This is a genomic window from Streptomyces litchfieldiae, assembly GCF_031845365.1.
GTDB classification, from domain to species: Bacteria; Actinomycetota; Actinomycetes; order Streptomycetales; family Streptomycetaceae; genus Streptomyces; species Streptomyces litchfieldiae.
On the sequence record NZ_JAVREL010000001.1, the window covers coordinates 92,127 to 116,580 of the forward strand.

Genomic DNA, 24,454 nt, shown 5'->3' on the forward strand with positions numbered 1-24,454 from the left:
GCTCCCCTGTCGGAATGTATGAGGATATGTTTTCCGGCCTTACGATAGCAGCAGCGCCCGGCCACAACCGGGCCGCCGCGATCAGCGTTCGGCCGCCGCGAGCTGCCCGCAGGCGCCGTCGATCTCCTGGCCGCGGGTGTCCCGCACGGTGACCGGCACGCCCTGCGCCTCCAGCGCGGCGACGAACGCCCGCTCGTCCTCGGGGCGCGAGGCCGTCCACTTCGAGCCCGGCGTCGGGTTGAGCGGGATCAGATTGACGTGCGCGCCCCGGCCCTTCAGCAGGCGGCCCAGCAGATCGGCCCGCCACGCCTGGTCGTTGACGTCCCGGATCAGCGCGTACTCGATGGAGATCCGCCGCCCGGACTTGTCCGCGTACTCCCACGCCGCGTCCAGCACCTCGGCGACCTTCCACCGGGTGTTGACCGGCACGAGTGTGTCCCGCAGTTCGTCGTCCGGGGCGTGCAGGGAGACCGCGAGCCGGCAGGAGAACCCCTCGTCCGCGAAGCGGCGCATCGCGGGCACCAGCCCGACGGTGGACACGGTGATGCCGCGCTGGGAGAGCCCGATGCCGTCCGGGTCCGCGTCGGTCAGCCGGCGGATCGCGCCGGTCACCCGGCGGTAGTTGGCCAGCGGCTCGCCCATGCCCATGAAGACGATGTTGGACAGCCGGGCCGGGCCACCGGGCACCTCGCCGTCGCGCAACGCGCGCATGCCGTCCACGATCTGGTGCACGATCTCGGCCGTGGACAGGTTCCGGTCCAGTCCGGCCTGGCCGGTGGCGCAGAACGGGCAGTTCATCCCGCAGCCGGCCTGTGACGAGACGCACATGGTGACGCGGTCCGGGTAGCGCATCAGCACGGACTCCACGAGCGTGCCGTCGTGCAGCTTCCACAGCGTCTTGCGGGTGGCGCCGTCGTCGCACTCGACGTGCCGCACCACGGTCATCAGCCGCGGCAGCAGCTCGCCGGCCAGCCGCTCCCGGGCGGCGGCGGGGATGTCCGTCCAGTCGGCCGGGTCGTCGGTCAGCCGCGCGAAGTAGTGCCGCGAGAGCTGGCGCGCGCGGAACGGCTTCTCCCCCAGCTCGGCGAGCGCCGCGCGGCGCTCGTCCGGGGTGAGGTCGGCAAGGTGCCGCGGGGGCTTGGCGGCCCCGCGCGGCGCGACGAACGTGAGCTCTCCGGGTACAGGCATGGTGCAGCCAGTGTCGCAGATCCCCGGACTACCCCGCGCCGACGAAGGCGAGGTACAGCAGCCAGACGGTGGGGGCGGTCGGCAGCAGCGAGTCCAGCCGGTCCATGATCCCGCCGTGCCCGGGCAGCAGGGTCCCCATGTCCTTGATGCCCAGGTCCCGCTTGATCATGGACTCTCCCAGATCGCCCAGGGTGGCGCTGGCCGCGACGCCGAGTCCCAGCAGCAGGCCCTGCCACCAGGTGCCGTCGTCGATCAGGAAGTGCATGCACAGCGCACCGGCGGCCATCGCGAACACCACGGCGCCGGCCAGCCCTTCCCGGGTCTTGCCGGGGCTGATGCGCGGCGCCAGCTTGCGGCGGCCCAGCCGCCAGCCCACGGCGTACGCGCCGGTGTCGCTGACCACGGTGAGCAGCAGGAAGGTGAGCACCCGCCAGGAACCGTCGTCGGCGGCGAGCATCAGGGCCACGAAGGTGGCCAGGAACGGGACGTAGAAGGCGACGAACACGCCGGCCGTGACATCCCGCAGATAGTTGTCCGGCGGCCCCGCCATCCGCCACAGCAGCACCCCCAGCGCCGTGAACGCCACAGCCACCCACGCGCCCTCCGCACCGCGCAGATAACCGGCCAGCACCATGGCGGCACCGCCCGCCACCAGCGGCGGGAGGGGCACCCGGATCCCCTTGCGTTCGGCCAGCCGCGAGGAGAGTTCCCCCACTCCCACGACGACGGCCGCCGCTATCACGCCCAGGAACGCGGGCTTGTAGAGGAAGAGCGAGACGGCGACCAGGATTCCCAGCCCCAGTCCGACCCCCACGGCGGCACGGAGATTCCGGCCGGCGCGTTTCCTGGGCCGCTGCTCCGGACGGTCCGGACGCTGCTCCGGCTCATCGCCGGGGTCGGGCACGATCGACATAGGGGGAGTCTGCGCCGCCTCCCGGGAAACGCGCGCGGGACCCGCCGGTGGGATGCGGGCGGCGTGCTCGGTCCGCCTGACGTACCCGGCGGCCGGGGGCGGCCCCCAGGATGATTCGTTCAAGGTGACAGCGTCCTTCTGCGTCCCTCGGGCTCTCTTGTCCTCGTGGGCCCCGGTCAGACTTCGAGCAGCTCGGCTTCCTTGTGCTTGAGCAGCTCGTCCACCTGCGCGACGTACTTGGCGGTGGTGTCGTCGAGCTCCTTCTCGCCGCGGCGGCCCTCGTCCTCGCCGACATCGCCGTCCTTGATGGCCTTGTCGATGATCTCCTTGGCCTTGCGGCGGACCCCGCGGATCGAGATCTTGGCGTCCTCGCCCTTGGACTTGGCGACCTTGATGAACTCGCGGCGGCGCTCCTCGGTGAGCTCCGGGAACACCACGCGGATCAGGTGGCCGTCGTTGGTCGGGTTCACCCCGAGGTCGGAGTCGCGGATCGCCTGCTCGATGTTGCGCAGCGCGCTCTTGTCGAACGGGGTCACCACGGCCATGCGCGCCTCGGGCACCGAGAACGACGCGAGCTGGTTGATCGGCGTCATCGTGCCGTAGTACTCGGCCACGATCTTGTTGAACATCGCCGGGTGGGCACGGCCGGTGCGGATCGCCGCGAGATCGTCCTTGGCGACCAGGACGGCCTTCTCCATCTTCTCCTCAGCCTCGAGGAGGGCTTCTTCGATCACCACGTGCTCCTGGTTTTCGTGTGTCCGTGAATGACGCGGCGGTCCGCTTCAGGCCCGCCGGCCCTGGCTGTTGACGAGTGTGCCGATCTTCTCACCCTTTACCGCGCGGGCGATATTGCCCTCCGCGAGCAGTTCGAAGACGAGGATGGGCAGCATGTTGTCCCGGCACAGGGTGATCGCGGTGGAGTCGGCGACCTTCAGGTCGCGGGTGATGACCTCGCCGTAGTCCAGCGCGTCGAACTTCACCGCGTCGGGGTTCTTCGCCGGGTCGGAGTCGTAGACGCCGTCCACCCCGTTCTTGCCCATCAGCAGCGCCTCGGCGTGGATCTCCAGCGCGCGCTGCGCGGCCGTGGTGTCCGTCGAGAAGTAGGGCATGCCCATGCCCGCGCCGAAGATGACGACGCGGCCCTTCTCCAGATGGCGCACCGCGCGCAGCGGGATGTACGGCTCGGCGACCTGGCCCATGGTGATGGCGGTCTGCACCCGGGAGTCGATGCCCTCCTTCTCCAGGAAGTCCTGGAGCGCCAGGCAGTTCATGACGGTGCCGAGCATGCCCATGTAGTCCGAGCGGGCCCGGTCCATGCCGCGCTGCTGGAGCTCGGCGCCCCGGAAGAAGTTGCCACCGCCGATCACCACGGCGATCTGCGCGCCGTCCCGCACCACCGCGGCAATTTCCCGAGCCATCTTGTGCACGACATCGGGGTCGACACCGAGCCCTCCGCCGCCCGCGAAGGCTTCTCCCGACAGCTTCAGCAGGAAACGCCGGGGTTTGTCGTCCTGGTTCATGGAACTCTCCTCGTGCACACACCAAGGAGGCCATTGCCAGTGGATCCTTGCGGTCCCCTGCTGGGCAATGGCCTCCTCGTCACAACTGCGGTCGCGCCGGCCATGGGGTGCCACGGCCGGACGGCCTTCCGCCCGACAATAGCCGGGTCACGTCCGTTCCGCCGCCGTTGGCGCGGCGGAACGGTGCGTTCCCCGAGGTCAGGCGCCGACGCGGAAGCGGGCGAAGCCCTTCAGCGTCACACCCGCCTCGGACAGCACCTTCTGCACGGTCTTCTTGTTGTCCTTGGCGAAGGGCTGGTCCAGCAGCACCTTCTCCTTGAAGAAGCCGTTCACCCGGCCCTCGACGATCTTCGGCAGGGCGCCCTCGGGCTTGCCCTCCTCCCGCGCGGTGGCCTCGGCGATGCGGCGCTCGCTGTCGACCACGTCGGCGGGCACCTCCTCGCGGGTGAGGAACTGCGGGGAGAACGCGGCGATGTGCTGCGCGACGTCCTTGGCGACCTCGGCGTTCTCCTGGTCCAGCTCGACCAGCACGCCGACCTGCGGGGGCAGGTCCGGGCTGGTGCGGTGCAGGTAGGAGGCGACGAACGCGCCGGCGTACCGGGCGTAGCGGTCCAGGACGATCTTCTCGCCCAGGGTCGCGTTGGCCTCGTCGACGTAGTCCTTCACGGTCTTGCCGTCCTCGATCTCCGAGGTCAGCAGGTCCGCGAGGTCCGCCGGGGCGGTGACGAAGACGTGCTCGGCGATGGCCTGGGCGACCGCCTGGAACTTCTCGCCCTTGGCCACGAAGTCGGTCTCGCACTTGAGCTCGACCAGCACGCCCGAGGCGTTGTCCTCGGCGATCAGCGCCACGACGGCGCCGTTCTCCGCGGTGCGGCTCTCGCGCTTGGCGACGCCCTTCTGGCCCTTGACGCGCAGGATCTCGACGGCCTTGGTGACGTCGCCCTCGGCCTCGTCCAAGGCCTTCTTGCAGTCCATCATGCCGGCGCCGGTCAGCTCCCGGAGCTTCTTGACGTCGGCGGCGGTGAAGTTCGCCATGGTTACGTGATTCTCTTCCCGGATGTGGTTCGGATCGCTTGGCGTCAGGCCTGCTCGGCGGGCGTCTCCGTGGCCTCGGCGGCGACGGGCTGCTGCTCCTCGGCCGGCTTCTCCTCGGCCTCGGCCTTGGCCTCCGCGCCCTGGAGCAGCTCGCGCTCCCACTCCGGCAGCGGCTCCCCGGCCGGCTTCTCGCCGCCCTTGGCCTCGGCGGCACCGGAGCGGGCGATGAGGCCCTCGGCGACGGCGTCGGCGATCACGCGGGTGAGCAGCGTGACCGAGCGGATCGCGTCGTCGTTGCCCGGGATCTTGTAGTCGACCTCGTCGGGGTCGCAGTTCGTGTCGAGGATCGCGACGACCGGAATGTTGAGCTTGCGGGCCTCGCCGACGGCGATGTGCTCCTTCTTGGTGTCCACGATCCAGACGGCGCTGGGCACCTTCTGCATGTCGCGGATGCCGCCCAGCGTCTTCTCCAGCTTGGCCTTCTCGCGGGAGAGGACGAGCAGCTCCTTCTTGGTGAGGCCGGAGGAGGCGACGTCGTCGAAGTCGATCTGCTCCAGCTCCTTCAGGCGCTGCAGCCGCTTGTGGACGGTCGAGAAGTTGGTGAGCATGCCGCCCAGCCAGCGCTGGTTGACGTACGGCATGCCGACCCGGGCCGCCTGCTCCGCGATGGCCTGCTGGGCCTGCTTCTTGGTGCCGACGAACATGACGGTGCCGCCGTGCGCGACGGTCTCCTTGACGAACTCGTAGGCGCGGTCGATGTACGACAGCGACTGGAGCAGGTCGATGATGTAAATGCCGTTGCGCTCGGTGAAGATGAAGCGCTTCATCTTCGGGTTCCAGCGACGGGTCTGGTGCCCGAAGTGGACGCCGCTCTCCAGCAGCTCCCGCATCGTGACGACGGCCATGGCCGTTCTCCTTGTGGATGCTCGGTTGTCCGCGCCGCCCGGGTGGACGGCGCTCCTGACGCCCCGGCGCGCTGTGCCGTGGGGCCGCCTGGCGTGAGGCCGCTCCACGGACCGAGATGCGCGGCCACCGAAGCGCCGCGGAGGGACCGGAGCGCCGAAGTGGCGGGGCATGCGAGGTCGATCCGGGACCCCGGATCGCCACCAGAAGTGTACGGGACCGGAACAGGCCGGGGCGACAGCCCAACACGTCCCCCGGACGGGTGAGGGAGTTGTCCACAACGGGCCGGCTGTCCACAGATCTTCACCGCGTGCCCCGGGCCGCGCCTCGGATCGTCACACTGAGTGATGGAGGTGATGCGGGATGAATCAGCGAGGAGCGCTGGGCCGCTTCGGGGAGGACGTGGCCGTGCGGCGGCTGCGGGACGCGGGGATGACCGTTCTCGAACGGAACTGGCGGTGTCGCGCCGGCGAGATCGACATCGTGGCGCAGGACCGGGACGCGGGCGGCCGGACGCTGGTGGTGTGCGAGGTGAAGACCCGCCGGGCCGGCCGGTTCCAGCACCCGATGGCCGCGGTCACGCCGCTGAAGACGGAGCGGCTGCGCCGGCTGGCGCAGTGGTGGCTGAGCGAGCGCTGGCTCACGGTGTACGGGATGCCGCCGCCGGGCGGAGTGCGGATCGACCTGATCGGGGTGCTGCTGCCCGAGCGCGGGGCGCCGCTGGTCGAGCACGCCCGGGGGGTGGCGTGATGGCGTTCGCCCGCACCTGCGCGGTGGCCCTGATCGGGGTCGAGGGCGTGGTGGTCGAGGTCCAGGCCGATCTGGAGCCGGGGGTCGCGGCCTTCTCGCTGGTCGGCCTCGCGGACAAGTCGCTGAGCGAGAGCCGGGACCGGGTCCGCGCCGCCGTGATCAACTCCGGGGCGCAGTGGCCGCAGAAGAAGCTGACCGTCGGGCTGAGCCCGGCCGCGGTGCCCAAGTGCGGCAGCGGCTTCGACCTCGCGGTGGCGTGCAGCGTGCTGGCCGCGGCGGAGCGGATCGACCCCCGGGTCATCGCGGACGTGATGATGATCGGCGAGCTGGGCCTGGACGGCCGGGTCCGCCCGGTGCGCGGGGTGCTGCCCGCCGTGCTCACGGCGGCCGACGCCGGGTACCGGCAGGTGGTCGTGCCCGAACAGGCCGCCGCCGAGGCCGCGCTGGTGCCGGAGATGGCGGTGCTCGGCGTGCGCAGCCTGCGCCAGTTGATCGCGGTGCTCGCCGACGAGCCGGTGCCCGAGGAGCCCGCGGAGGACGAGGCGGGCGGACCCGTTCCGTCGCCGGGGCCCGGCTGGGGATACCCGCCGCCGGGAGGCCTGTACTACGCGGCCGGCCAGGAGGCCCCGCCCGATCTCGCCGAGGTGTCGGGGCAGCGGGTCGCGCGCCGGGCCCTGGAGGTCGCGGCGGCCGGCCGTCACCACCTGCTGTTCAAGGGCCCGCCCGGGGCCGGGAAGACGATGCTGGCCGAGCGGCTCCCCGGGCTGCTGCCGCCGCTGAGCAGACAGGAGTCCCTGGAGGTGACCGCCGTGCACTCGGTCGGTGGCTCGCTGCCGCCGGGCCGGCCGCTGATCGACCGCCCGCCGTACTGCGCGCCGCACCACTCCGCCTCGATGGCCGCGCTCGTCGGCGGCGGCAGCGGGCTGCCCCGCCCCGGCGCGGTGTCCCTCGCCCACCACGGCGTGCTCTTCCTGGACGAGGCGGCCGAGATGAGCAGCCAGGTGCTCGACGCGCTGCGGCAGCCGCTGGAGTCGGGGCACGTCGTGGTCGCGCGGGGGGCCGGCGTGGTGCGGATGCCCGCCCGGGTGCTGCTCGCCCTGGCCACGAACCCCTGCCCGTGCGGCAGGCACGGCTCCCCCGGCGGGGACTGCGAGTGCCTGCCGAGCACCGTCCGGCGGTACCGGGCGCGGCTCTCCGGACCGCTGCTGGACCGCGTCGACCTGCGGGTCCCGGTGGAGCCCGTGAGCCGGATGGAGCTGGTGGCCACGGCGGGCGGCGAGTCCACGGCCGTGGTGGCCGCCCGGGTGCTCGCCGCCCGGGAGCGGGCCCGCGCCCTGTACGCGGACACCCCATGGAGGACCAACTCCGAGGTGCCCGGCCATGAGTTGCGCACCCGGTGGGCCCCGCGGCCCGGAGCCCTGGCCCGCGCCGAGCAGGACATGGACCGGGGTCTGCTGACCGCCCGGGGCCTGGACCGGGTGCTGCGCGTGTCCTGGACGGTCGCCGATCTGGCGGGGCACGACCGGCCCACGGCCGAGGACGTCGACACGGCCCTGGAGCTGCGCACCGGCGTCCGGCGCGGCGCGGGCGTGGCGGGGAGCCTGCCGTGAGCGGCGCGGACGAGGAGACCCGGCAGGCGCGGGCGGCGCTGGCGCGGATCGCCGAGCCGGGGGACGAGGTGCTGGGGCGGTGGGTGACCGCTCTCGGCCCGGTGGAGACGTGGCGCGCGCTGCGGGAGGGCGACGGCCCGCCGGCCGGGGCCTCGCCGGACCGCTGGGCGGGGATGCGGCTGCGCGCGGGGAACACCTCGCCGGAGGCGGATCTGGCGCGCATCGCCCGCCTGGGCGGGCGGTTCGTGTGCCCGGAGGACCGGGAGTGGCCCCGCCAGTTGGACGACCTGGGTCCGGGTCAGCCCGTGGGGCTCTGGGTGCGCGGCCCCTGCTCGCTGCGCTTCGTCGCGCTGCGCTCGGTGGCCCTGGTGGGCGCCCGGGCCTGCACGGACTACGGGGCCCATGTGGCGGCCGAGCTGGCCACCGCGCTGGGCGACCGCGGCTGGACCGTGGTCTCGGGGGCGGCGTACGGGATCGACGGAGCGGCGCACCGGGGCGCGCTCACCACCGGCGGCTCGACGATCGCCGTGCTGGCCTGCGGGGTCGACGTGAGCTATCCGGCCGCGCACCGCGAGCTGCTGGGCCGCATCGCCGAGCGCGGCCTCCTGGTCGCCGAGCTGGCGCCGGGCGACCATCCCACCCGCTGGCGCTTCATCCAGCGGAACCGGGTCATCGCCGCGCTGACGCGGGGCACGGTGGTGGTGGAGGCGGCCCGGCGCAGCGGGTCACTGGTCACCGCGCGGCACGCGAGCCGGCTCGGCCGGCATCTGATGGCGGTGCCCGGGCCGGTCACCTCGGGGCTGTCGGCCGGGACCCACCGGCTGATCCGGGAGGAGGCCACGCTGGTCGGCGACGCGGCCGACATCATCGAACTGGCGGGAGACATGGGCGACCTGGCCGCCCCCGAGGCCGCGCCGGTGGTGCCGCGCGACCTGCTGGCGCCCCAAGTGGGCGAGGTCCTCGACGCGCTGCCCGCGACCGCTCCCGCGACGGTGGAGGAGGTGGCGCGCGGCGCGTGCACCAGCCTCGCGGCGGCCGGGGCCCGGCTGCGCGAGCTCACCTCCCTGGGCTTTGTCGAACGCGTGGGCGACCGCTGGCAGTTGTGCCGGGCGGGCCCCCGACACGCGGGACCGGCCGATGTGTCCGGCGACGTCCCCGCGTAACACCACGGTGCGGGCAGCGGAACGTATCTGCGCATACCCGGGGACCGGCACATGCGCAACGCGACCCGGCAGTCACGCTACGCTCACAGGGTTCCGCCGTCTCCCGACCCGCATCACACGCACGCAACCCCGCAGAACGGCTCAAGACCACGTATGCCACAGCACTCCATGGGGCCTCGACACGCGGCTCCGGCAGCGCCGACCGCGGCGGACGGCGCCACCACCACCGCCGCCCCCACCGCGCTCGCCGAGCTGTGGCGCTCCTACAAGACCACCGGGGACGAGCGGCTGCGCGAGCAGTTGATCCTGCACTACTCCCCGCTGGTCAAATATGTGGCGGGCCGGGTGAGCGTGGGGCTGCCGCCCAATGTGGAGCAGGCCGACTTCGTCTCGTCGGGCGTGTTCGGACTGATCGACGCCATCGAGAAGTTCGACCCGGAGCGGTCCATCAAGTTCGAGACGTACGCCATCACCCGCATCCGGGGCGCGATGATCGACGAGCTGCGCGCGCTGGACTGGATCCCCCGTTCGGTGCGGCAGAAGGCCCGCGCCATCGAGCGCGCCTACGCCACCCTGGAGGCATCCCTGCGGCGCACGCCCTCGGAGTCCGAGGTGGCCGCCGAGATGGGCATCTCCCTCGACGAACTGCACACCGTCTTCAGCCAGTTGTCCCTGGCGAACGTGGTGGCCTTGGAGGAGCTGCTGCACGCCGGCGGGGAGGGCGGGGACCGGCTCAGCCTGATGGACACCCTGGAGGACACCGCCGCCGACGACCCCGTCGAGGTGGCCGAGGACCGCGAGCTGCGCCGCCTGCTGGCCCGCGCCGTCAACACGCTGCCCGACCGCGAGAAGACGGTGGTCACCCTCTACTACTACGAGGGGCTCACCCTCGCGGAGATTGGTGAAGTACTCGGGGTGACGGAGAGCCGCGTCAGCCAGATCCACACGAAATCCGTCCTTCAGCTCCGCGCCAAGCTGGCCGATGTGACCGGCTGATCCGGTCCGGGCGCCCCGGCGGCCCCCCGGCATCTACAGTGGGGACGTGCCCAGGATCCGAGCGGCCACCGTGGCCGAGCACCGCAGAATGCAGCGCGCCGCACTGCTGGACGCCGCCAGATCCCTGCTGGCCGAGGGCGGCGTGCGGGCGCTGACGTTCCCCGCGCTGGCCGAGCGCACCGGGCTGGCGCGCTCCTCCGTCTACGAGTACTTCCCGTCCCGGACGGCCCTGGTCGAGGAGCTGTGCGCGTCCGACTTCCCGCTCTGGGCGGCCGAGATCGAGGCGGCCATGGCCGCGGCCGACACCCCCCGGCAGAAGATCGAGGCGTATGTGCGGCATCAGTTGGCGCTGGCCGCCGACGACCGGCACCGCGCCCTGGTGGCCGTCAAGGCCGAGGAGCTGGGCGCGGCCGCCCGGGCCGGGACACCGCCGGACGGCGGCGCCTGGGAGCGGATCGGGGCCGCGCACGCCGGGCTGACGGACCTGGTCGTCGAGGTGCTGCGGGACCTGGGCCATCAGGAGCCGCGGCTGGCCGCCACCCTGCTCCAGGGCGTGGTGGACGCCGCGGTCAAGAGCGCCGCCCCGCCCGCCGGCCGCCCGGCCGACCTGGTCGCCGAGACGGCCGTGCGCCTGGCCCTCGACGGTGTGGCCGGCGGCCTCCTCGGGGAGCGGGACACCCTCGGTGGGCAGCAGCCGGGAGGGTCCGCGGCGTAGCAGCCGCGGGGGAAGCAGCGACAGCGGATCCAGATAGGTCTCGCCGCGCAGCAGTCCCCAGTGCAGACAGGGCCCGGCGCAGTGGTACGGGCCGTCCGCCAGCTCACCGACGACCGCGCCCGCCGCCACGTGGTCCCCCACCGCGACCGACACGCGCACCGGCTCGAAGGTGGTGCGCAGGGGCGGGGCGTCCGCCCCCGCGCCCGTCAGCTCGATGGTGAGCACCCCGCGCCCGGCCACCTGCCCGGCGAACGTCACCCGCCCGGCGACGGGCGACCGCACCGGGGCCCCGGCGTCCGTTTCCAGATCGACCCCGCGGTGCCCCGCCGCCCACGGCTCGGGCGGCGGCTCGAACAGCCGGGCGATCACCGGGCGCGCGGCGCCGTCCGCCCCCGGCACCGGCCAGGTGACCCCCGTCGCGGCGGGCCCCTCGGCGGCCATGGGCAGCGTAACCAAGATCACGGAAAGCAGCGTGGACAAGACCTTCATACCGGCAGCGTGCCCCGGCGGAGCCCGCCGCGGGGGCCCAGCCCGGAATCTGTGGACAACTCCGGATCTGGGGAAACCTCCGCCACCCAATCGGGTGAGACGGCCTCGCTCAGCCGTTCCGGCCGCCGCCGAAGCCCGAATCCTCGGGGAGGTCGAGCTCGCTGCGGTTGAGTTCCTCGATGTTCACGTCCTTGAACGTGAGGACACGCACCTGCTTCACGAAGCGGGCCGGGCGGTACATGTCCCACACCCAGGCGTCGGCCATGGAGACCTCGAAGAACACCTCGCCCTGGACCGAGTGCACCTGCATCTCGTAGTCGTTGGTGAGATAGAAACGCCGCTCGGTCTCGATCACATACGTGAATAGCCCGACCACGTCCCGGTACTCCCGGTAGAGCTTCAGCTCCATCTCGGTCTCGTACTTTTCGAGGTCTTCGGCACTCATGGCGTGATCCCCTTCAGCCGTGCGTCCCCTCATTGTGCGTCACCCGCGACGTCCGCACGCCGTGGCGGTCCGGACCGGGACGCACGGCGCGCGAGCGGAGCGTACGCCGCCCCCGCGAGGATCAGCACCGCCCCCGCGGTGGTCACATAGAACAGGGGTCGCAGCGGACCCGCACCCGATATTCCGCCGGGCAGGTCCGTGAAGCCCGTCGCCCGCGCCAGCAGGCCGACCCTGCCCAGCGGCCACACCGTCGCCTCCACCCGCCCGGACACCGCGTCCCGGGGAACGGTGCCGGCGCTCGTGTCGGTGAGCAGGCTGCGGGAGTCCCGCGAGTTCGACCGGTCGTCGCCCAGCAGGAACAGCTCGCCCTCGGGCACCTCGGCCTCGAAGCCGGTCAGCGAGGCACCGTACTCGTCGTCCACATACGGCTCCGCCACCGGCTCGCCGTTCACACTGAGCCGGCCCTCGGCGTCACAGCAGGCCACCGTGTCCCCACCCACGCCGATGACCCGCTTGATCATCAGCGAGTCGCCCCACTCGGCGTCCCGGAAGACGACGACATCGCCCCGCCGCACCTCGCCCCCGTCGATGCGCTGGGCCAGCACCCGGTCCCCCGCCGCCACCGCGGGCGACATCGAGTCGGTGGGCACCGTGTAGGGCTGGTAGAGAACCGCGGCCATGACGAAGCCGCCCAGCAACATCACACAGCCCACCCCGACGGCGGCGTTGGACAGCACACGGCCCAGTCGCCCCCGGCGGCGCGCGGGTCCACTCATGACGCCCCCTCCTGATCAGTGTTCAGGAGGCGACCCTATCCAGGCGCCGGTCGGGGGTCAGCCCTGCGGGGGTGCCGAGACCTTCGCCGACTCCGCCGCGACGGCCCTGTTCAGCAGCCTGCGCCGACGCCACAGCACGAGCGGCAGAGCCCCGGCCACCCCCAGCGCGGCCGGAGTGGCCGCCGCCGCGGCGGTGCCCACCGCGCCGTACCCGTCCGGCACGGGCAGCGTGCCCCAGCGGTTCACCGGCCAGGCGATCACGATGGCCCGGCCCACCACCTCGTCCACGGGCACGGCGCCGCCACCGGCCAGATTCTGGTGGTACCGCGAGTCCAGGGAGTCCTGGCGGTGGTCACCCATGACCCACAGATGGTCCTCGGGGACGGTGATCGGCCCGAACGGCCGGTCGCCGCAGGGGGTGTTCCCGGGAAAGAGGTAGTCCCTCTCGTCGAGTCTCTCCCCGTTCACCATGACCTGGCCGCCCTCGGTGCACGCCACCTCGTCGCCGCCCACCGCGATCACGCGCTTGATCAGGTCCTGGTCCTCCGCCGACGGCATCAGCCCGATGAAGCTCAGCGCGCTCTGCACCGCCGAGCCGATGCCCCCGTCGTCCGGGGGCGCCTCGCCCAGCCAGCCGCCCGGGTCGTGGAACACGACGACCTCGCCGCGCTCCGGCTCGTTGCCGAACCACGGCGTCAGCTTGTCCACCAGCACCCGGTCGCCCTGCTGAAGGGTGTTCTGCATGGAGTTCGACGGGATGGAGAACGCCTGCACCAGGAACGTCTTGATGAGCAGCGCCAGCACGATGGCGATGCCGATCAGGAGCGGCAGCTCCTTCCAGAAGGAGCGCTGCTTCGCCGCCCGCCTGCGCCGCGCCCGCTCGTCCTGGTCCGCCTCGCCAGCCGCCTCGGCGGTCTCGGCGTCGGGCTCTCCGGCCGGCTCCTCGCCGGGCCGCTCACCCGTCCGATCCGCGCGGTCCCCTGCCAAGTCTTCGCCGCCCGCGCCGACCGCCGAGCCTGCCGCGACACCGGGGGATTCCTCGGCGGGCGTCTCGCCCTCCGGTCGTCGTGGACGCTCGTCCGGGTCGTCCGAGCCGGATCGCGCGTCCACCGCTACATCCCCCACAATCACTCCTCACGCTCCGCTGCGGCCCGTCCCTGGTGCGCAACAGGCCCACTACTCCCATAACGAGCGGGAGTTCCACAGGGGTCGGCAGTTGTGCCAATTCCTTCCGCGCGCCGGGGACACTCTCCCCGGCAGCCGCGCGGGCGTCGACAGCGCCCGAACCGGGCTCCGGCACATCGGCGAAGGCGTCCGATCCGCCCAGTCGTTGCCAGTGCCCGAAGGGCCAGGCGATCACCACGGCCCGGCCGACGACCGAGTCCACGGGTACGGTACCTTGCCCCGGGTCCTCCAGGTGGTAGCGGGAGTCCGCCGAATTCGACCGGTGATCGCCCATCACGAAGATGCGGCCCTCCGGGACCGTCACCTCGAATTCGATCTGCGAGGGCGGGTTGCCCGGGTAGAGGTACGGCTCGTCCAGCGGGGCGCCGTTGACGGTGACCCGGCCCTCGGCGTCGCAGCAGGCCACCGTGTCCCCGCCGACGCCGATGACGCGTTTGATCAGATCCTGGTCGTCGTCCGAGGGCAGCAGTCCGATCCAGGTCAGCGCGGCCCTGATGTGCCGGATCCCGAACGGGCCCTCGTCGTCGGAGTCGGCCGCCTGTTCGGTGGCCAGCCAGCCGCCCGGGTCCTTGAAGACGACCACCTCACCCCGGGAGGGCTCCCAGCCGAACCAGGGCGTGAGCTTGTCCACCAGCACCCGGTCGTCGATGCGGATCGTCTCCTCCATCGAGCCGGAGGGAATGACGAACGCCTGCACGAGGAACGTCTTGAGCACCAGCGCGATCAGCAGCGCGGTGCCGATGAGTATCGGTATCTCCCGGGTGGCGCGAAGCCGCCGGCGGCGCTTGATCCGCTTGGCCGCCCGGCGCCGGTCCGCCCGGCCCTCGCCCGGGCCGCGCAGCGTCGGGCGCGGCTCCGACTCGTCGGCGAACGCCGCGTGCTCGTCCCCCGCCCCGTCCGGCGCGACGTGTCCGTGTCCCTGCCCCTCGCCGCCGGCGCGCCGGGGTCCCGCGGCCCGGCGGTGACCGGACCGGGGCTTGCCGCGTTCACCCATGGTCCGACCGAAGCCAGCCCCAGCGGTCCACCGGCCAGCCGATCAGCTCAACGCGGCCGATCACCTTGTCCTCGGGGACCGTGCCGCCCCCCGGGGAGCCGAGATACTCCCTGGAGTCCGCAGAGTCGGAACGGTGATCGCCCATTACCCACAACCGTCCCTCCGGCACCCGGATATCAAACATGACATTCGAAGGCTGGTCCCCCGGATAGAGATAGGGCTCGTCGAGCGGTTCGCCGTTCACCTCGATCCGCCCCTGGTCGTCGCAGCAGCGAACCCGGTCCCCGCCGATGCCGATCACCCGCTTCACATAATCCGTCTCGGACGACTGCGCGAGGCCGACGGCCGCGCCCGCGGTGCGCAGCAGGCCGCCCAGCAGCCCCGGGTCCGAGTCCTCCGCGACGAAGGAGCCGGTGCCGTCGAAGACGATGATGTCGCCGCGCTGCACCTCACCGCCGAAGCGGTACGCCAGCTTGTTGACGATCACGCGGTCGCCCACCTGGAGCGTGCCCTCCATCGATCCGCTCGGGATCAGGAACGGCTGCATCACGAAGGTGCTGGTGAGCATGGTGAGCACCACGGTGCTCAGCGCCACCACCACCCACAGACGCACCGAGCGCGACCAGCGCCGCCAGCCCGTGGGGGGACTGGCAGGGCGGTCGCGCTCCGGAGACTGTGCGTCGGAATCGGTCACGCCGCGATGGTAACCGGCAGCGGGACCGGGTCAGTTCTCCCGCTTCTCCTTGATCTTGGCGGCCTTGCCGCGCAGGTTCCGCAGGTAGTAGAGCTTGGCGCGGCGGACGGCGCCGCGGGTCACGACCTCGATCTTCTCCACCACGGGGGTGTGCACGGGGAAGGTGCGCTCGACGCCGACGCCGAAGCTGACCTTGCGCACGGTGAAGGTCTCCCGGATACCGGAGCCCTGGCGGCGGATCACCACGCCCTTGAACTGCTGCACACGGGAACGGTTGCCCTCGATGACGCGCACGTGGACGTTGATGGTGTCCCCGGGGCGGAAGGCCGGTACGTCGTCGCGCAGGGACGCGGAGTCGACACTGTCCAGGAGGTTCATGACCTGCTGCTCTCCTCGCCGATGCCACAGGTCATCAGCGGAAACGATGGTGTTGGCGGATGGAATGCGGCTCGTTCGCGCCGGCGGCGTCGGTCCCCCTGTGGCAGGGTCGCACGCCGGATGGCGAGAGCCAGCGGCCTATTCTTCCACGTCGGCCGACCGGCGCCCAAATCGGCCGTCGGGGCCCGGCTGCCAGCCGAGCTCGGCCAGGGTGGCGCGGTCGGCCTTGTCGAACGCGGCCGGGTCGCAACTCTCGATCAGGTCCGGCCGGTTGAGACTCGTGCGGCGCAGCGCCTCGTCGCGGCGCCAGCGGGCGATCTTCCCGTGGTGCCCGCTGATCAGCACCTCGGGCACCGGCCGGCCCCGCCACTCGGGCGGCTTGGTGAAGACGGGACCCTCCAGCAGGCCGGCCATCGGACCGGGCGCGAAGGAGTCGTCCCGGTGGGAGTCGGCGTTGCCGAGCACGCCGGGCAGCAGCCGGGCGATGGCCTCGACCATGACCAGCACCGGCGCCTCGCCGCCGGCGAGCACATAGTCGCCGATCGACAGCTCGCGCACGTCCAGCCGCGTGGCGTAGTCGTCGATGACGCGGCGGTCGATGCCCTCGTATCGGGCCGGGGTGAAGATCAGCCAGGACCGGCCGGACAGCTCCTCGGCCAGCTCCTGGGTGAACGCCCGGCCGCTGGGCGTGGGCACCACCACCACCGGCTCCGGCGGCCCCTCGGCCAGCACGGCGTCCAGCGCCTCGCCCCACGGCTCCGGCTTCATCACCATGCCGGGGCCGCCGCCGTAGGGGGTGTCGTCCACGGTGTGGTGCCGGTCGTGGGTCCACGCGCGCAGGTCGTGCACCCGGACGTCGAGCTGCCCCCGGGCCCGCGCCTTGCCGACGAGCGAGACGTTCAGCGGCTCCAGGTACTCAGGGAAGATCGTGATGACGTCGAGCCTCATGCCTCCTCGGCTCTCCCGTCGAGCAGCCCCGGCGGCGGGTCCACGACGGCCCGGCCGACGGCCAGGTCGATCTCCGGGACGATCTCGCCGACGAACGGGATCAGCGCCTCGCCGCCCTCCGGCCGCTCGACGATCAGCAGGTCCTGGCCCGGCAGGTGGGCGATGTCGCTGACGGTGCCGATGAGGGCGCCGTCCACGGTGACCGCCTCCAGGCCGACGAGCTGGTGGTCGTAGAACTCCTCCGGGTCCTCGGGGAGCTCCTCCGGGTCCACCTCGGCGACCAGCAGCGTGTTCCGCAGGGCCTCGGCGGCGGTCCGGTCGGGCACCCCGGCGAACCGCAGCAGCAGCCGGCCGCTGTGCACCCGGCCGCTCTCGATGGTCAGCGGACCGTTCTCGGGCGGGTCGGTGGTGAGCCGCTCGCCGGGGGCCAGGCGCAGCTCGGGCTCGTCCGTGCGTACTTCCACGGTGACCTCGCCCTTGATGCCATGGGCGCGGCCGATGCGCGCGACGACGACTTGCACTGTGTCCGTTCTCCACTCTCCACGGGCACCACAGGCACCGAGGGCCGGGGCGGCGGTTGCCGCGCCCGGCCCTCGGTGCGATGCCGGTGGTGCCGTCAGCGAACCTCGTCCGCGTCGACGAGGTCGACGCGGATTCCCTTGCCGCCGAGTGCGCCCACGACCGTACGCAGCGAGCGCGCGGTGCGGCCGTTGCGGCCGATCACCTTGCCGAGGTCCTCGGGATGGACCCGGACCTCCAGAACGCGGCCGCGGCGCAGGGTGCGCGAGGCGACCTGGACCTCATCGGGATGATCGACGATGCCCTTCACCAAGTGCTCCAGGGCCTCTTCGAGCATTCTCAGCCCTCGGTCGACTCGGCCGGGGCCGGAGCCTCGGCGTCGGCCTTCTTCTCGGCCTTCTTCGCCTTCGGGGTGATGGCCTCACCCTTCGGCTCGCCGCCGGACTCCTTGGCCGCGGCCTCGAACAGCGCGCGCTTGTCCGGCTTGGGCTGGGGGACCTGCATCGGCGGCGGGGCCGGCAGACCCTTGAACTTCTGCCAGTCGCCGGTGATCTTCAGGATGGCCTGGACCGGCTCGGTCGGCTGGGCGCCGACACCGAGCCAGTACTGCACGCGCTCCGAGTCGACCTCGATGCGGGACGGGTTCTGCACCGGGTGGTACAGGCCCAGCTCCTCGATGGCGCGACCGTCCCGGCGGGTGCGGGAGTCGGCGACGACGATGCGGTAGTGCGGCGAACGGATCTTGCCCAGTCGCTTCAGCTTGATCTTGACTGCCACGGGTGTGGTGTCTCCTGCATGTTGACGTGGTGGACCGCGCCGGAGGCCGCGTGGGGTTGCGGCGCCGGGGAGTCCGATGGACGCGTCAGCCGGAGGAGAGAGGGGTCCTGTGCGACTGCCGAGTTCAACCGCCAATTGTGCCACAGGCGGTCAGGAGGAAACCGCCACGGTCAGGGCTTCGGCGATCTGGAACGGCTTCTTGCACGCACCGCACACGATCGGGGCCTGTGCCAGGACGGACGGAACGACGCGGACGTTGCGACCGCACTCGCACACCGCCTTCACCCGCACCCCGCCGCCCGAGGACCCGTGCCGGGCCGCCGGGCCGCGGAAACTCCGCTTGGTGTCGGTCGCGGTCGCCGCCACATGCGCCTTCAGCGCGCGCTGGAGGCGCTCGGCCGTCGGCCGGTACCGGCGCCGGGTCTCCGCGTTCATCGTGACCAGCGAGAAGCCGCTGCTCGGATGCGGATCGTCGGTGTGGTCGAGGCCGAGCTCCTCCGCGATCGCGAGAAAGCGGCGGTTGTGATAGCGCCCCGCGCGGGAGGTGTCCCGGACACCCCGGGCGGCGGCGATACCGTGCACGGCCTCGTGCAGCAGTCGTTCGAAGGAGAGCTCGGAGCCGCAGGCGGACGAGGACTCTCCGATCAGGGATTCGGGCGCGGCCAGGTCAGGCAGCTCCGGGTGGTGCCGTTGAATGTCGGCCCACGCGTGCGCCAGCTCGGCGGCGAGAACTGGAACTGGTTGTGTCGTGCTCACGTCGTAGCTAACGAGCGAGCCCCCCGGGGTGTTCCGATTCCGGGGCAAGTCCACGAATTTGCACTTACTAGTCAGTTCGCCGCCATTGCGGCCCTCCGTGCCCTTCGGAGGGCCGCTCAGCGGTGCTTAGTAGGCGCGGCCGACGATGGCGATCGTGCCGGGGGCGTCGTCGGACTCGGGCACCGAGCCGTCCTCGGCCACCAGGCAGCGCACGGTGACCGCGTCCTGTGCCAGCCGGGCCTCGCCCTCGGCGCCGAGCTCCGACCACGGGATGCGCGCCCAGCCGCCGGCGGCCGCCGCGGCCACGGCGTCCTCGATGGTCCGCACGTCCGTCGTCCGCTCCTCGCGGCGCTCCCGGGACTGCCGCAGCAGCAGCGCCTGGTCCTCCTCCAGCACGCCCGGGAGCAGGGTGGGCAGCGCGTCGATGGCGACCGGCTCCTTGCCGCCGGGGATGCGCCGGGCCAGCATCGCGGTGCCGGCCGCGAGGTCGCGCGGGCCCACCTCGATCCGCGCCGGAACACCCTTGAGCTCCCAGTCCACCGCGCGGCGGCCGAACGGCGTGTCCGTGCGGTCGTCCACCTCGGCCCGGATGCCGGCGGCCGTCAGCGCGGCGCCGATCTCGCGGACCTTGGCCAGCACGGCCTCGTCGTCCTTGATCGCGAGCACGACGACCTGGACCGGAGCCAGCCGGGGCGGCACGCGCAGCCCGTTGTCGTCGCCGTGCGACATGATCAGCCCGCCGACCATGCGGGTCGAGGAGCCCCAGGAGGTCTGCCAGACCAGCTCCCGGGAGCCGTCCTTGGACAGGTAACGGGTGTCGAAGGCGCGCGCGAAGTTCTGCCCGAGTTCGTGGCTGGTGCCCATCTGGAGCGCCTTGCCGTCGCGCATCATGCCCTCCAGCGTGAGGGTGTTGATCGCGCCGGCGAACCGCTCGGCCGGGGACTTGCGGCCCAGCACGACGTCGATGGCGAGGGTGTTCACCATGAAGTCGGCGTAGACGTCCCGGTGGATGCGGGCGGCGTAGTCGCGGGCGTCCTCGTAGGTGGCGTGCGCGGTGTGGCCCTCCTGCCAGAGGAACTCGGTGGTGCGCAGGAAGACCCGGGGGCGCATCTCCCAGCGGACCACGTTGGCCCACTGGTTGATCAGCAGGGGCAGATCGCGGTAGCTCTGCACCCACTTGGCGAAGTAGTCGTTGATGATCATCTCGGAGGTGGGCCGGACGACCGCCGGCTCCTCGAGCTGCTTGCCGCCGCCGTGGGTGACCACGGCCAGCTCGGGCGCGAAGCCCTCGACGTGCTCGGCCTCCTTCGCCAGGTACGACTGGGGGATGAACAGCGGGAAGTACGCGTTGCGGGCGCCCGCCGCCTTGATGCGGGCGTCCAGCTCCTGCTGCATCCGCTCCCAGATCCCGTACCCGTACGGTCGGATGACCATGGTGCCGCGGACCGGGCCGTTGTCGGCGAGCTCGGCCTTGTTGATCACGTCCTGGTACCAGCGCGGGAAGTCGTCCGCCTGGGGGGTGAGTACGGGAGCCTTAGCCATGGCGGGAATGGTACGGCTCCCGGGACCTCAAACGTGAATTGGGCTACTTCGGCGGCAGCATGTCCCGGAACTCCTTGGGGAGTTCGAAGTCGGCGGGGTCCGGGACGCCGTTCTCGCCGGTGCGCTGGGCCGCGGCCCGCTCCTCGGCCTGGCGCTTCATCGGGTTCCCCGAGCGGCGGGCGCCCTTGCCCTTCTTCTGCGGCTTGGCCTTGCGCTTGCCGCCGCCCATGCCGGGGATCCCGGGCATGCCCGGGACGCCGCCGCCCTGCGCCATGCGGGACATCATCTTGCGGGCCTCGAAGAAGCGCTCCACCAGGCCCTTGACCGCGCTGACGTCCACGCCGGAGCCGCGGGCGATACGGGCGCGCCGCGAGCCGTTGATGATCTTGGGGTCGGCGCGCTCGCCCGGGGTCATGGACTTGATGATGGCGGCGGTGCGGTCGACCTCGCGCTCGTCCAGGTTGTTGATCTGCTCGCGCATCTGCCCCATGCCCGGCATCATCCCGAGCAGCTTGGAGATGGAGCCCATCTTGCGGACCTGCTCCATCTGCGACAGGAAGTCGTCGAGCGTGAACTCCTTGGGGCCCTTGGCCAGCTTGCTGGCGAGCTTCTCCGCCTCCTGCTGGCTGAACGTCCGCTCGGCCTGCTCGATCAGGGTGAGCACGTCGCCCATGCCGAGGATGCGGGACGCCATGCGGTCCGGGTGGAACGCGTCGAAGTCGTCCAGCTTCTCGCCGTTGGAGGCGAACATGATCTGGCGGCCGGTGACCTGCGCGATGGACAGCGCGGCACCGCCGCGGGCGTCGCCGTCGAGCTTGGAGAGGACCACGCCGTCGAAGCCGACGCCGTCGCGGAACGCCTCGGCCGTGGTGACCGCGTCCTGGCCGATCATCGCGTCCACGACGAACAGCACCTCGTCCGGGCGGACCGCGTCGCGGATGTCGGCGGCCTGCCGCATCATCTCCTCGTCGATGCCCAGCCGGCCGGCGGTGTCGACGATGACGATGTCGTGCTGCTTGTCCCGGGCGTAACCGATGGAGTCCTCGGCGACCTTGACCGGGTCGCCCACGCCGTTCCCCGGCTCGGGGGCGAAGACGGCGACTCCGGCGCGCTCGGCGACGACCGCGAGCTGGTTGACCGCGTTGGGGCGCTGGAGGTCACAGGCGACCAGCAGCGGGGTGTGACCCTGCTCGCGCAGCCAGCGGCCGAGCTTGCCCGCGAGGGTCGTCTTGCCCGCGCCCTGGAGGCCGGCGAGCATCACGACGGTCGGCGGGGTCTTGGCGAACCGCAGGCGCCGGGTCTCGCCGCCGAGGATCGCGACGAGCTCCTCGTTGACGATCTTGATGACCTGCTGCGACGGGTTCAGCGCCTTGGACACCTCGGCGCCCATGCCCCGTTCCTTGACCTGCTTGATGAAGGCCCGGACGACCGGCAGGGCGACGTCCGCCTCGAGCAGGGCGATACGGATCTCGCGCGTCGTGGCGTCGATGTCCGCCTCGCTCAGGCGGCCCTTGCCCCTGAGGTTCTTGAACGTTGCCGCAAGGCGGTCGGAGAGAGTGTCGAACACGGCGCTGGCGGATCCTTACACGTCGGTGGTCGGGTCGGCGGTGCCCTCCAGCGTATCCGCCCGGCAGCGGAACGGTCAGCCCGCGGTCGCGCCGGAGCCGGGCGGGAACTGCTCGGCCAGGGCCCGCTCCAGGTCGCGGGCGAGGCCGGCGGCCTCGTCGGCGGGCAGCGGAGCGCCCGCCAGGTCCGTGACATAGAACGCGTCCACCGCGTTGGAGCCCAGCGTGCTGACGTGCGCGCTGCGCACGATGACGCCGGCGGCGTCCAGCGCCCGCCCGATCCGGTACAGCAGTCCGGGGGCGTCCTGGGCGCGCACCTCGATGACCGTGGCGACCTGCGAGCCGAGGGGCGCGACGGTCACCCGCGGCGGCGGGGTCAGCGGCAGCCGGCGGCGCGGGCGGCGGTAGGCGGCCTCGCGCTCGGCGAGCCGGCCGGCGATGTCGAGGGAGCCGTCCAGCGCGCGCACGAGGTCGGCGCGGAGCCGTTCGGCCTGCGGCAGCGAGCCGTACTCGGCGGCCACCCGCCAGTCCAGGAGCAGCACCGGGCCCTGGCCGGCCGGATCGATGGCGCGCAGCTCGGCGGAGCGGACCGCGAGCCGGTGCAGGGCCAGCACGCCCGCGACCGCGGGCAGCACACCGGGGCGCTCGGGCAGCGCGACCACCAGCTCGACGCCGACCGGGTCGGGCTCGGCGTCCGGGCCGCCGTCCTCGACGGCGGGCCGCGGCTCGGGGCGCGGGTGCAGGGCCAGCACGGGGGAATCGGTGCGGAACGCCTCGATCGCGAGCCGCTCGGCCGCGACGGTCGGCTGGGCCGGGGTGGCGCGGGGCGGCGCGCCGCCGTCCTCCAGGCCGGCGGAGACGCGCTTGACCAGGTCGGTGACCAGCGAGGCGCGCCAGGCGGACCAGGCCGCCGGGCCCGTGGCGAGGGCGTCGGCCTCGGTGAGCGCGTGCAGCAGTTCCAGCGTGCTCTGGCTGCCGACGGCGCGGGCCACGTGCTCGACGGTGGCGGGGTCCTCCAGGTCGCGCCGGGTGGCGGTCTCGATCAGCAGCAGGTGATGGCGGACCAGGGTGGCGAGCACGTCGACGTCGGCCGGGGAAAAGCCGATCCGGGCCGCCATGTCCCGCACGATCGTCTCGCCGGCCACGCTGTGGTCGCCCGGCCAGCCCTTGCCCATGTCGTGCAGCACGGCGGCGACGAGGAGCAGGTCGGGTCGGCCGACGCGGCGGGTGAGGGCCGAGGCGCGCACGGCGGTCTCGACGAGGTGGCGGTCCACGGTCCAGCGGTGCACGGGGTTGCGCTGGGGGCGGCAGCGGACCCGTTCCCAGTCGGGCAGCAGCCGGGTGATCAGCCCGGCCGCCTCCAGGGCCTCCCACACGGGCACGGTGTCGGGTCCGGCGCCGAGCAGGGTGATGAACTGCTCGCGCGCCTCGGCCGGCCACGGCACCGGGAGCGCGGCGTCGGCGGTGGCCAGCGCGTGCGCGGCGGGCAGCGCCAGCGGCAGGCCGGCCTGGGCCGCCGCGGCGGCGGCGCGCAGGGGCAGCACGGGGTCGCGGTCGGGCCGGGCGGAGCGGGCGAGGACGACCTCGCCGTCCTGCTCGACAACGCCCTCGGCGAGCGGGGTGCGCTCCTCGGCGGGGCCGCGCCGCGCGGCGCGGCCGGGGATCAGGCCGCGCAGTCGGCGCCGGGCGGAGCGGGCGCGCAGGACACGGCTGACCTCGCGCCAGGTGACGTCGGAGGCGTAGGAGATGGTGCGGGCGGCCTCGTAAACCTGGCGCAGCAGGGTGTCGGCGTCCAGCACGCCGAGGGCGCGGGCCACCTGCTCCTGGTCCTCCAGGGCGAGCCGGTCGGTGGCGCGGCCGGTGGTCAGGTGGAGGGCGTCGCGCACGTCGAGGAGGGTGTTGCGGGCGGCCTCCAGTCCCTGGCGGGGGGCGTCGGCCAGCCAGGAGGCGGCGACGGCGCGCAGGGCGGTGGCGTCGCGCAGGCCGCCGCGGGCCTCCTTGAGGTCGGGTTCGAGGAGGAACGGCAACTCGCCCTGGCGGCGGGCACGTTCCCGGCCGAGCTCGTGCAGCTCGGGGAGGCGGGCGGGGGCCTGGGCGCGCCACTGGGCGAGCAGGCCGGTGCGCAGTTCGGCGGTGAGGGCGCCGTCGCCCGCGACGTGGCGGGCGTCCAGCAGGCCGAGGTGGACCTTGAGGTCGTCCGTGGCGGTCTCCTGGGCCTCGGCCAGGGTGCGCACGGAGTGGTCGAGGGCGATGCCGAGGTCCCAGACCGGGTACCAGAGCCGGTCGGCGAGCGCGGCGATCTCGGCGGGGGCGGCCTTGCCGTCGTGCAGAAGGAGCAGGTCGAGGTCGCTGCGGGGCGAGAGCTCGCTCCGGCCGTAGCCGCCGACGGCGACGAGGGCGACCCGCGTGGGGCGGCGGGCGTCGCCCAGCAGCCCGGCGAGCCAGTCGTCGGTGAGGCGGGAGAGCCGCGCGCGGCGCGGCGGCCCGGACTGCTCCTCCTGGGTCAGAAGGTGCAGCCGGGCCGCCGCGTAGCCACCGCTGGGGCCCGTCTCCTCGTGGGTGATCGGTGTCGTATCCGCCGTCATGCGGTCCC

Annotated in this window: 25 protein-coding genes and 1 pseudogene; 5 read left to right on the plus strand and 21 right to left on the minus strand. The window is 72.7% G+C overall.

What is annotated here, in order from left to right:
* Nucleotides 1-81: 81 nt before the first annotated feature.
* From rlmN to rpsB, 6 genes are all read right to left on the minus strand, one after another.
* A complete protein-coding gene (gene rlmN / locus RM590_RS00395) occupies nt 82-1,188 on the minus strand; it encodes a 23S rRNA (adenine(2503)-C(2))-methyltransferase RlmN (protein ID WP_311702230.1) in 1,107 nt (368 codons plus the stop codon).
* 28 nt (nt 1,189-1,216) lie between these two features.
* Nucleotides 1,217-2,224, minus strand: coding sequence for a phosphatidate cytidylyltransferase (locus RM590_RS00400; protein ID WP_311702231.1), 1,008 nt, complete (start codon nt 2,222-2,224; stop codon nt 1,217-1,219).
* 53 nt (nt 2,225-2,277) lie between these two features.
* The gene (frr, locus tag RM590_RS00405) at nt 2,278-2,835 is read right to left on the minus strand and encodes a ribosome recycling factor (protein WP_311702232.1); all 558 of its coding nucleotides are present in this window, start codon (nt 2,833-2,835) and stop codon (nt 2,278-2,280) included.
* A 48-nt stretch (nt 2,836-2,883) separates the two neighbouring features.
* Nucleotides 2,884-3,621, minus strand: a complete 738-nt coding sequence (gene pyrH, locus RM590_RS00410; RefSeq protein ID WP_311702233.1) for a UMP kinase — start codon at nt 3,619-3,621, stop codon at nt 2,884-2,886.
* Between the two features lie 198 nt (nt 3,622-3,819).
* Nucleotides 3,820-4,656 (minus strand): translation elongation factor Ts, encoded by an 837-nt coding sequence (gene tsf / locus RM590_RS00415; RefSeq protein ID WP_311702234.1) that lies wholly within the window; start codon nt 4,654-4,656, stop codon nt 3,820-3,822.
* Between the two features lie 44 nt (nt 4,657-4,700).
* A complete protein-coding gene (gene rpsB / locus RM590_RS00420; protein WP_311702235.1) occupies nt 4,701-5,561 on the minus strand; it encodes a 30S ribosomal protein S2 in 861 nt (286 codons plus the stop codon).
* 361 nt (nt 5,562-5,922) lie between these two features.
* Here rpsB and RM590_RS00425 point away from each other — a divergent pair, with 361 nt between their 5' ends.
* From RM590_RS00425 to RM590_RS00445, 5 genes are all read left to right on the plus strand, one after another.
* On the plus strand, nt 5,923-6,309 hold the full coding sequence (locus RM590_RS00425; RefSeq protein ID WP_311702236.1) for a YraN family protein: 387 nt from the start codon (nt 5,923-5,925) through the stop codon (nt 6,307-6,309).
* Nucleotides 6,309-7,919, plus strand: a complete 1,611-nt coding sequence (locus tag RM590_RS00430; RefSeq protein ID WP_311702237.1) for a YifB family Mg chelatase-like AAA ATPase — start codon at nt 6,309-6,311, stop codon at nt 7,917-7,919. The genes RM590_RS00425 and RM590_RS00430 overlap by 1 nt, the downstream gene beginning before the upstream one ends.
* Nucleotides 7,916-9,082: a DNA-processing protein DprA gene (gene dprA / locus RM590_RS00435; protein WP_311702239.1), complete on the plus strand. Its 1,167-nt coding sequence runs from the start codon at nt 7,916-7,918 to the stop codon at nt 9,080-9,082. The genes RM590_RS00430 and dprA overlap by 4 nt, the downstream gene beginning before the upstream one ends.
* A gap of 153 nt (nt 9,083-9,235) precedes the next feature.
* Nucleotides 9,236-10,078 (plus strand): RNA polymerase sigma factor WhiG, encoded by an 843-nt coding sequence (whiG, locus tag RM590_RS00440; RefSeq protein ID WP_311702241.1) that lies wholly within the window; start codon nt 9,236-9,238, stop codon nt 10,076-10,078.
* A gap of 70 nt (nt 10,079-10,148) precedes the next feature.
* Nucleotides 10,149-10,793, plus strand: coding sequence for a TetR/AcrR family transcriptional regulator (locus tag RM590_RS00445; protein ID WP_311702813.1), 645 nt, complete (start codon nt 10,149-10,151; stop codon nt 10,791-10,793).
* 84 nt (nt 10,794-10,877) lie between these two features.
* On the opposite strand, the pseudogene RM590_RS00450 reads toward RM590_RS00445, so the two are convergent.
* The 15 genes and pseudogenes from RM590_RS00450 to RM590_RS00520 form a co-directional block, all read right to left on the minus strand.
* A pseudogene (locus RM590_RS00450) lies at nt 10,878-11,282 on the minus strand (peptidoglycan DD-metalloendopeptidase family protein); the annotation flags it as partial.
* 109 nt (nt 11,283-11,391) lie between these two features.
* The gene (locus RM590_RS00455; RefSeq protein WP_311702242.1) at nt 11,392-11,727 is read right to left on the minus strand and encodes a DUF2469 domain-containing protein; all 336 of its coding nucleotides are present in this window, start codon (nt 11,725-11,727) and stop codon (nt 11,392-11,394) included.
* Nucleotides 11,728-11,756: 29 nt separating this feature from the next.
* Complete coding sequence (gene lepB / locus RM590_RS00460) at nt 11,757-12,503, minus strand: signal peptidase I (protein ID WP_311702243.1); 747 nt, start codon at nt 12,501-12,503, stop codon at nt 11,757-11,759.
* Nucleotides 12,504-12,560: 57 nt separating this feature from the next.
* Entirely contained in the window at nt 12,561-13,490 is a 930-nt protein-coding gene (gene lepB / locus RM590_RS00465; protein WP_311702244.1) for a signal peptidase I, read from the minus strand.
* Entirely contained in the window at nt 13,459-14,682 is a 1,224-nt protein-coding gene (gene lepB / locus RM590_RS00470) for a signal peptidase I (protein ID WP_311702245.1), read from the minus strand. The genes lepB (RM590_RS00465) and lepB (RM590_RS00470) overlap by 32 nt, the downstream gene beginning before the upstream one ends.
* A complete protein-coding gene (gene lepB / locus RM590_RS00475) occupies nt 14,675-15,376 on the minus strand; it encodes a signal peptidase I (RefSeq protein ID WP_311702246.1) in 702 nt (233 codons plus the stop codon). Before lepB (RM590_RS00475) ends, lepB (RM590_RS00470) begins: the two co-directional genes overlap by 8 nt.
* Nucleotides 15,377-15,406: 30 nt before the next feature.
* Nucleotides 15,407-15,754 carry a 50S ribosomal protein L19 gene (rplS, locus tag RM590_RS00480; RefSeq protein WP_311702247.1) on the minus strand — a complete coding sequence of 116 codons (348 nt, stop codon included), beginning with the start codon at nt 15,752-15,754 and terminating at the stop codon, nt 15,407-15,409.
* A gap of 138 nt (nt 15,755-15,892) precedes the next feature.
* Nucleotides 15,893-16,702, minus strand: a complete 810-nt coding sequence (trmD, locus tag RM590_RS00485; RefSeq protein ID WP_311702248.1) for a tRNA (guanosine(37)-N1)-methyltransferase TrmD — start codon at nt 16,700-16,702, stop codon at nt 15,893-15,895.
* The gene (gene rimM, locus RM590_RS00490) at nt 16,699-17,223 is read right to left on the minus strand and encodes a ribosome maturation factor RimM (RefSeq protein WP_311702249.1); all 525 of its coding nucleotides are present in this window, start codon (nt 17,221-17,223) and stop codon (nt 16,699-16,701) included. The genes trmD and rimM overlap by 4 nt, the downstream gene beginning before the upstream one ends.
* A 95-nt stretch (nt 17,224-17,318) precedes the next feature.
* Complete coding sequence (locus RM590_RS00495; RefSeq protein ID WP_122184000.1) at nt 17,319-17,558, minus strand: RNA-binding protein; 240 nt, start codon at nt 17,556-17,558, stop codon at nt 17,319-17,321.
* A gap of 2 nt (nt 17,559-17,560) precedes the next feature.
* Nucleotides 17,561-17,998 carry a 30S ribosomal protein S16 gene (gene rpsP, locus RM590_RS00500; protein ID WP_311702250.1) on the minus strand — a complete coding sequence of 146 codons (438 nt, stop codon included), beginning with the start codon at nt 17,996-17,998 and terminating at the stop codon, nt 17,561-17,563.
* A gap of 150 nt (nt 17,999-18,148) precedes the next feature.
* A complete protein-coding gene (locus tag RM590_RS00505; RefSeq protein WP_311702251.1) occupies nt 18,149-18,754 on the minus strand; it encodes a hypothetical protein in 606 nt (201 codons plus the stop codon).
* Between the two features lie 126 nt (nt 18,755-18,880).
* Nucleotides 18,881-20,296 carry a proline--tRNA ligase gene (gene proS / locus RM590_RS00510; protein ID WP_311702252.1) on the minus strand — a complete coding sequence of 472 codons (1,416 nt, stop codon included), beginning with the start codon at nt 20,294-20,296 and terminating at the stop codon, nt 18,881-18,883.
* Nucleotides 20,297-20,339: 43 nt separating this feature from the next.
* Nucleotides 20,340-21,863, minus strand: a complete 1,524-nt coding sequence (ffh, locus tag RM590_RS00515) for a signal recognition particle protein (protein ID WP_311702254.1) — start codon at nt 21,861-21,863, stop codon at nt 20,340-20,342.
* A gap of 75 nt (nt 21,864-21,938) precedes the next feature.
* Nucleotides 21,939-24,446, minus strand: a complete 2,508-nt coding sequence (locus tag RM590_RS00520; protein ID WP_311702256.1) for a [protein-PII] uridylyltransferase — start codon at nt 24,444-24,446, stop codon at nt 21,939-21,941.
* Between the last annotated feature and the right edge of the window lie 8 nt (nt 24,447-24,454).

Excerpts from the sequence above, each read along its gene's own strand:
- lepB (WP_311702245.1), bottom strand. The coding sequence starts at position 14,682 with ATGGGTGAACGCGGCAAGCCCCGGTCCGGTCACCGCCGGGCCGCGGGA.
- whiG (WP_311702241.1), top strand. The coding sequence starts at position 9,236 with ATGCCACAGCACTCCATGGGGCCTCGACACGCGGCTCCGGCAGCGCCG.
- RM590_RS00425 (WP_311702236.1), top strand. The coding sequence starts at position 5,923 with ATGAATCAGCGAGGAGCGCTGGGCCGCTTCGGGGAGGACGTGGCCGTG.
- proS (WP_311702252.1), bottom strand. The coding sequence starts at position 20,296 with ATGGCTAAGGCTCCCGTACTCACCCCCCAGGCGGACGACTTCCCGCGC.
- lepB (WP_311702243.1), bottom strand. The coding sequence starts at position 12,503 with ATGAGTGGACCCGCGCGCCGCCGGGGGCGACTGGGCCGTGTGCTGTCC.
- RM590_RS00495 (WP_122184000.1), bottom strand. The coding sequence starts at position 17,558 with ATGCTCGAAGAGGCCCTGGAGCACTTGGTGAAGGGCATCGTCGATCAT.
- rlmN (WP_311702230.1), bottom strand. The coding sequence starts at position 1,188 with ATGCCTGTACCCGGAGAGCTCACGTTCGTCGCGCCGCGCGGGGCCGCC.
- RM590_RS00455 (WP_311702242.1), bottom strand. The coding sequence starts at position 11,727 with ATGAGTGCCGAAGACCTCGAAAAGTACGAGACCGAGATGGAGCTGAAG.
- rpsB (WP_311702235.1), bottom strand. The coding sequence starts at position 5,561 with ATGGCCGTCGTCACGATGCGGGAGCTGCTGGAGAGCGGCGTCCACTTC.
- trmD (WP_311702248.1), bottom strand. The coding sequence starts at position 16,702 with ATGAGGCTCGACGTCATCACGATCTTCCCTGAGTACCTGGAGCCGCTG.
- RM590_RS00520 (WP_311702256.1), bottom strand. The coding sequence starts at position 24,446 with ATGACGGCGGATACGACACCGATCACCCACGAGGAGACGGGCCCCAGC.
- pyrH (WP_311702233.1), bottom strand. The coding sequence starts at position 3,621 with ATGAACCAGGACGACAAACCCCGGCGTTTCCTGCTGAAGCTGTCGGGA.
- rplS (WP_311702247.1), bottom strand. The coding sequence starts at position 15,754 with ATGAACCTCCTGGACAGTGTCGACTCCGCGTCCCTGCGCGACGACGTA.
- RM590_RS00430 (WP_311702237.1), top strand. The coding sequence starts at position 6,309 with ATGGCGTTCGCCCGCACCTGCGCGGTGGCCCTGATCGGGGTCGAGGGC.
- tsf (WP_311702234.1), bottom strand. The coding sequence starts at position 4,656 with ATGGCGAACTTCACCGCCGCCGACGTCAAGAAGCTCCGGGAGCTGACC.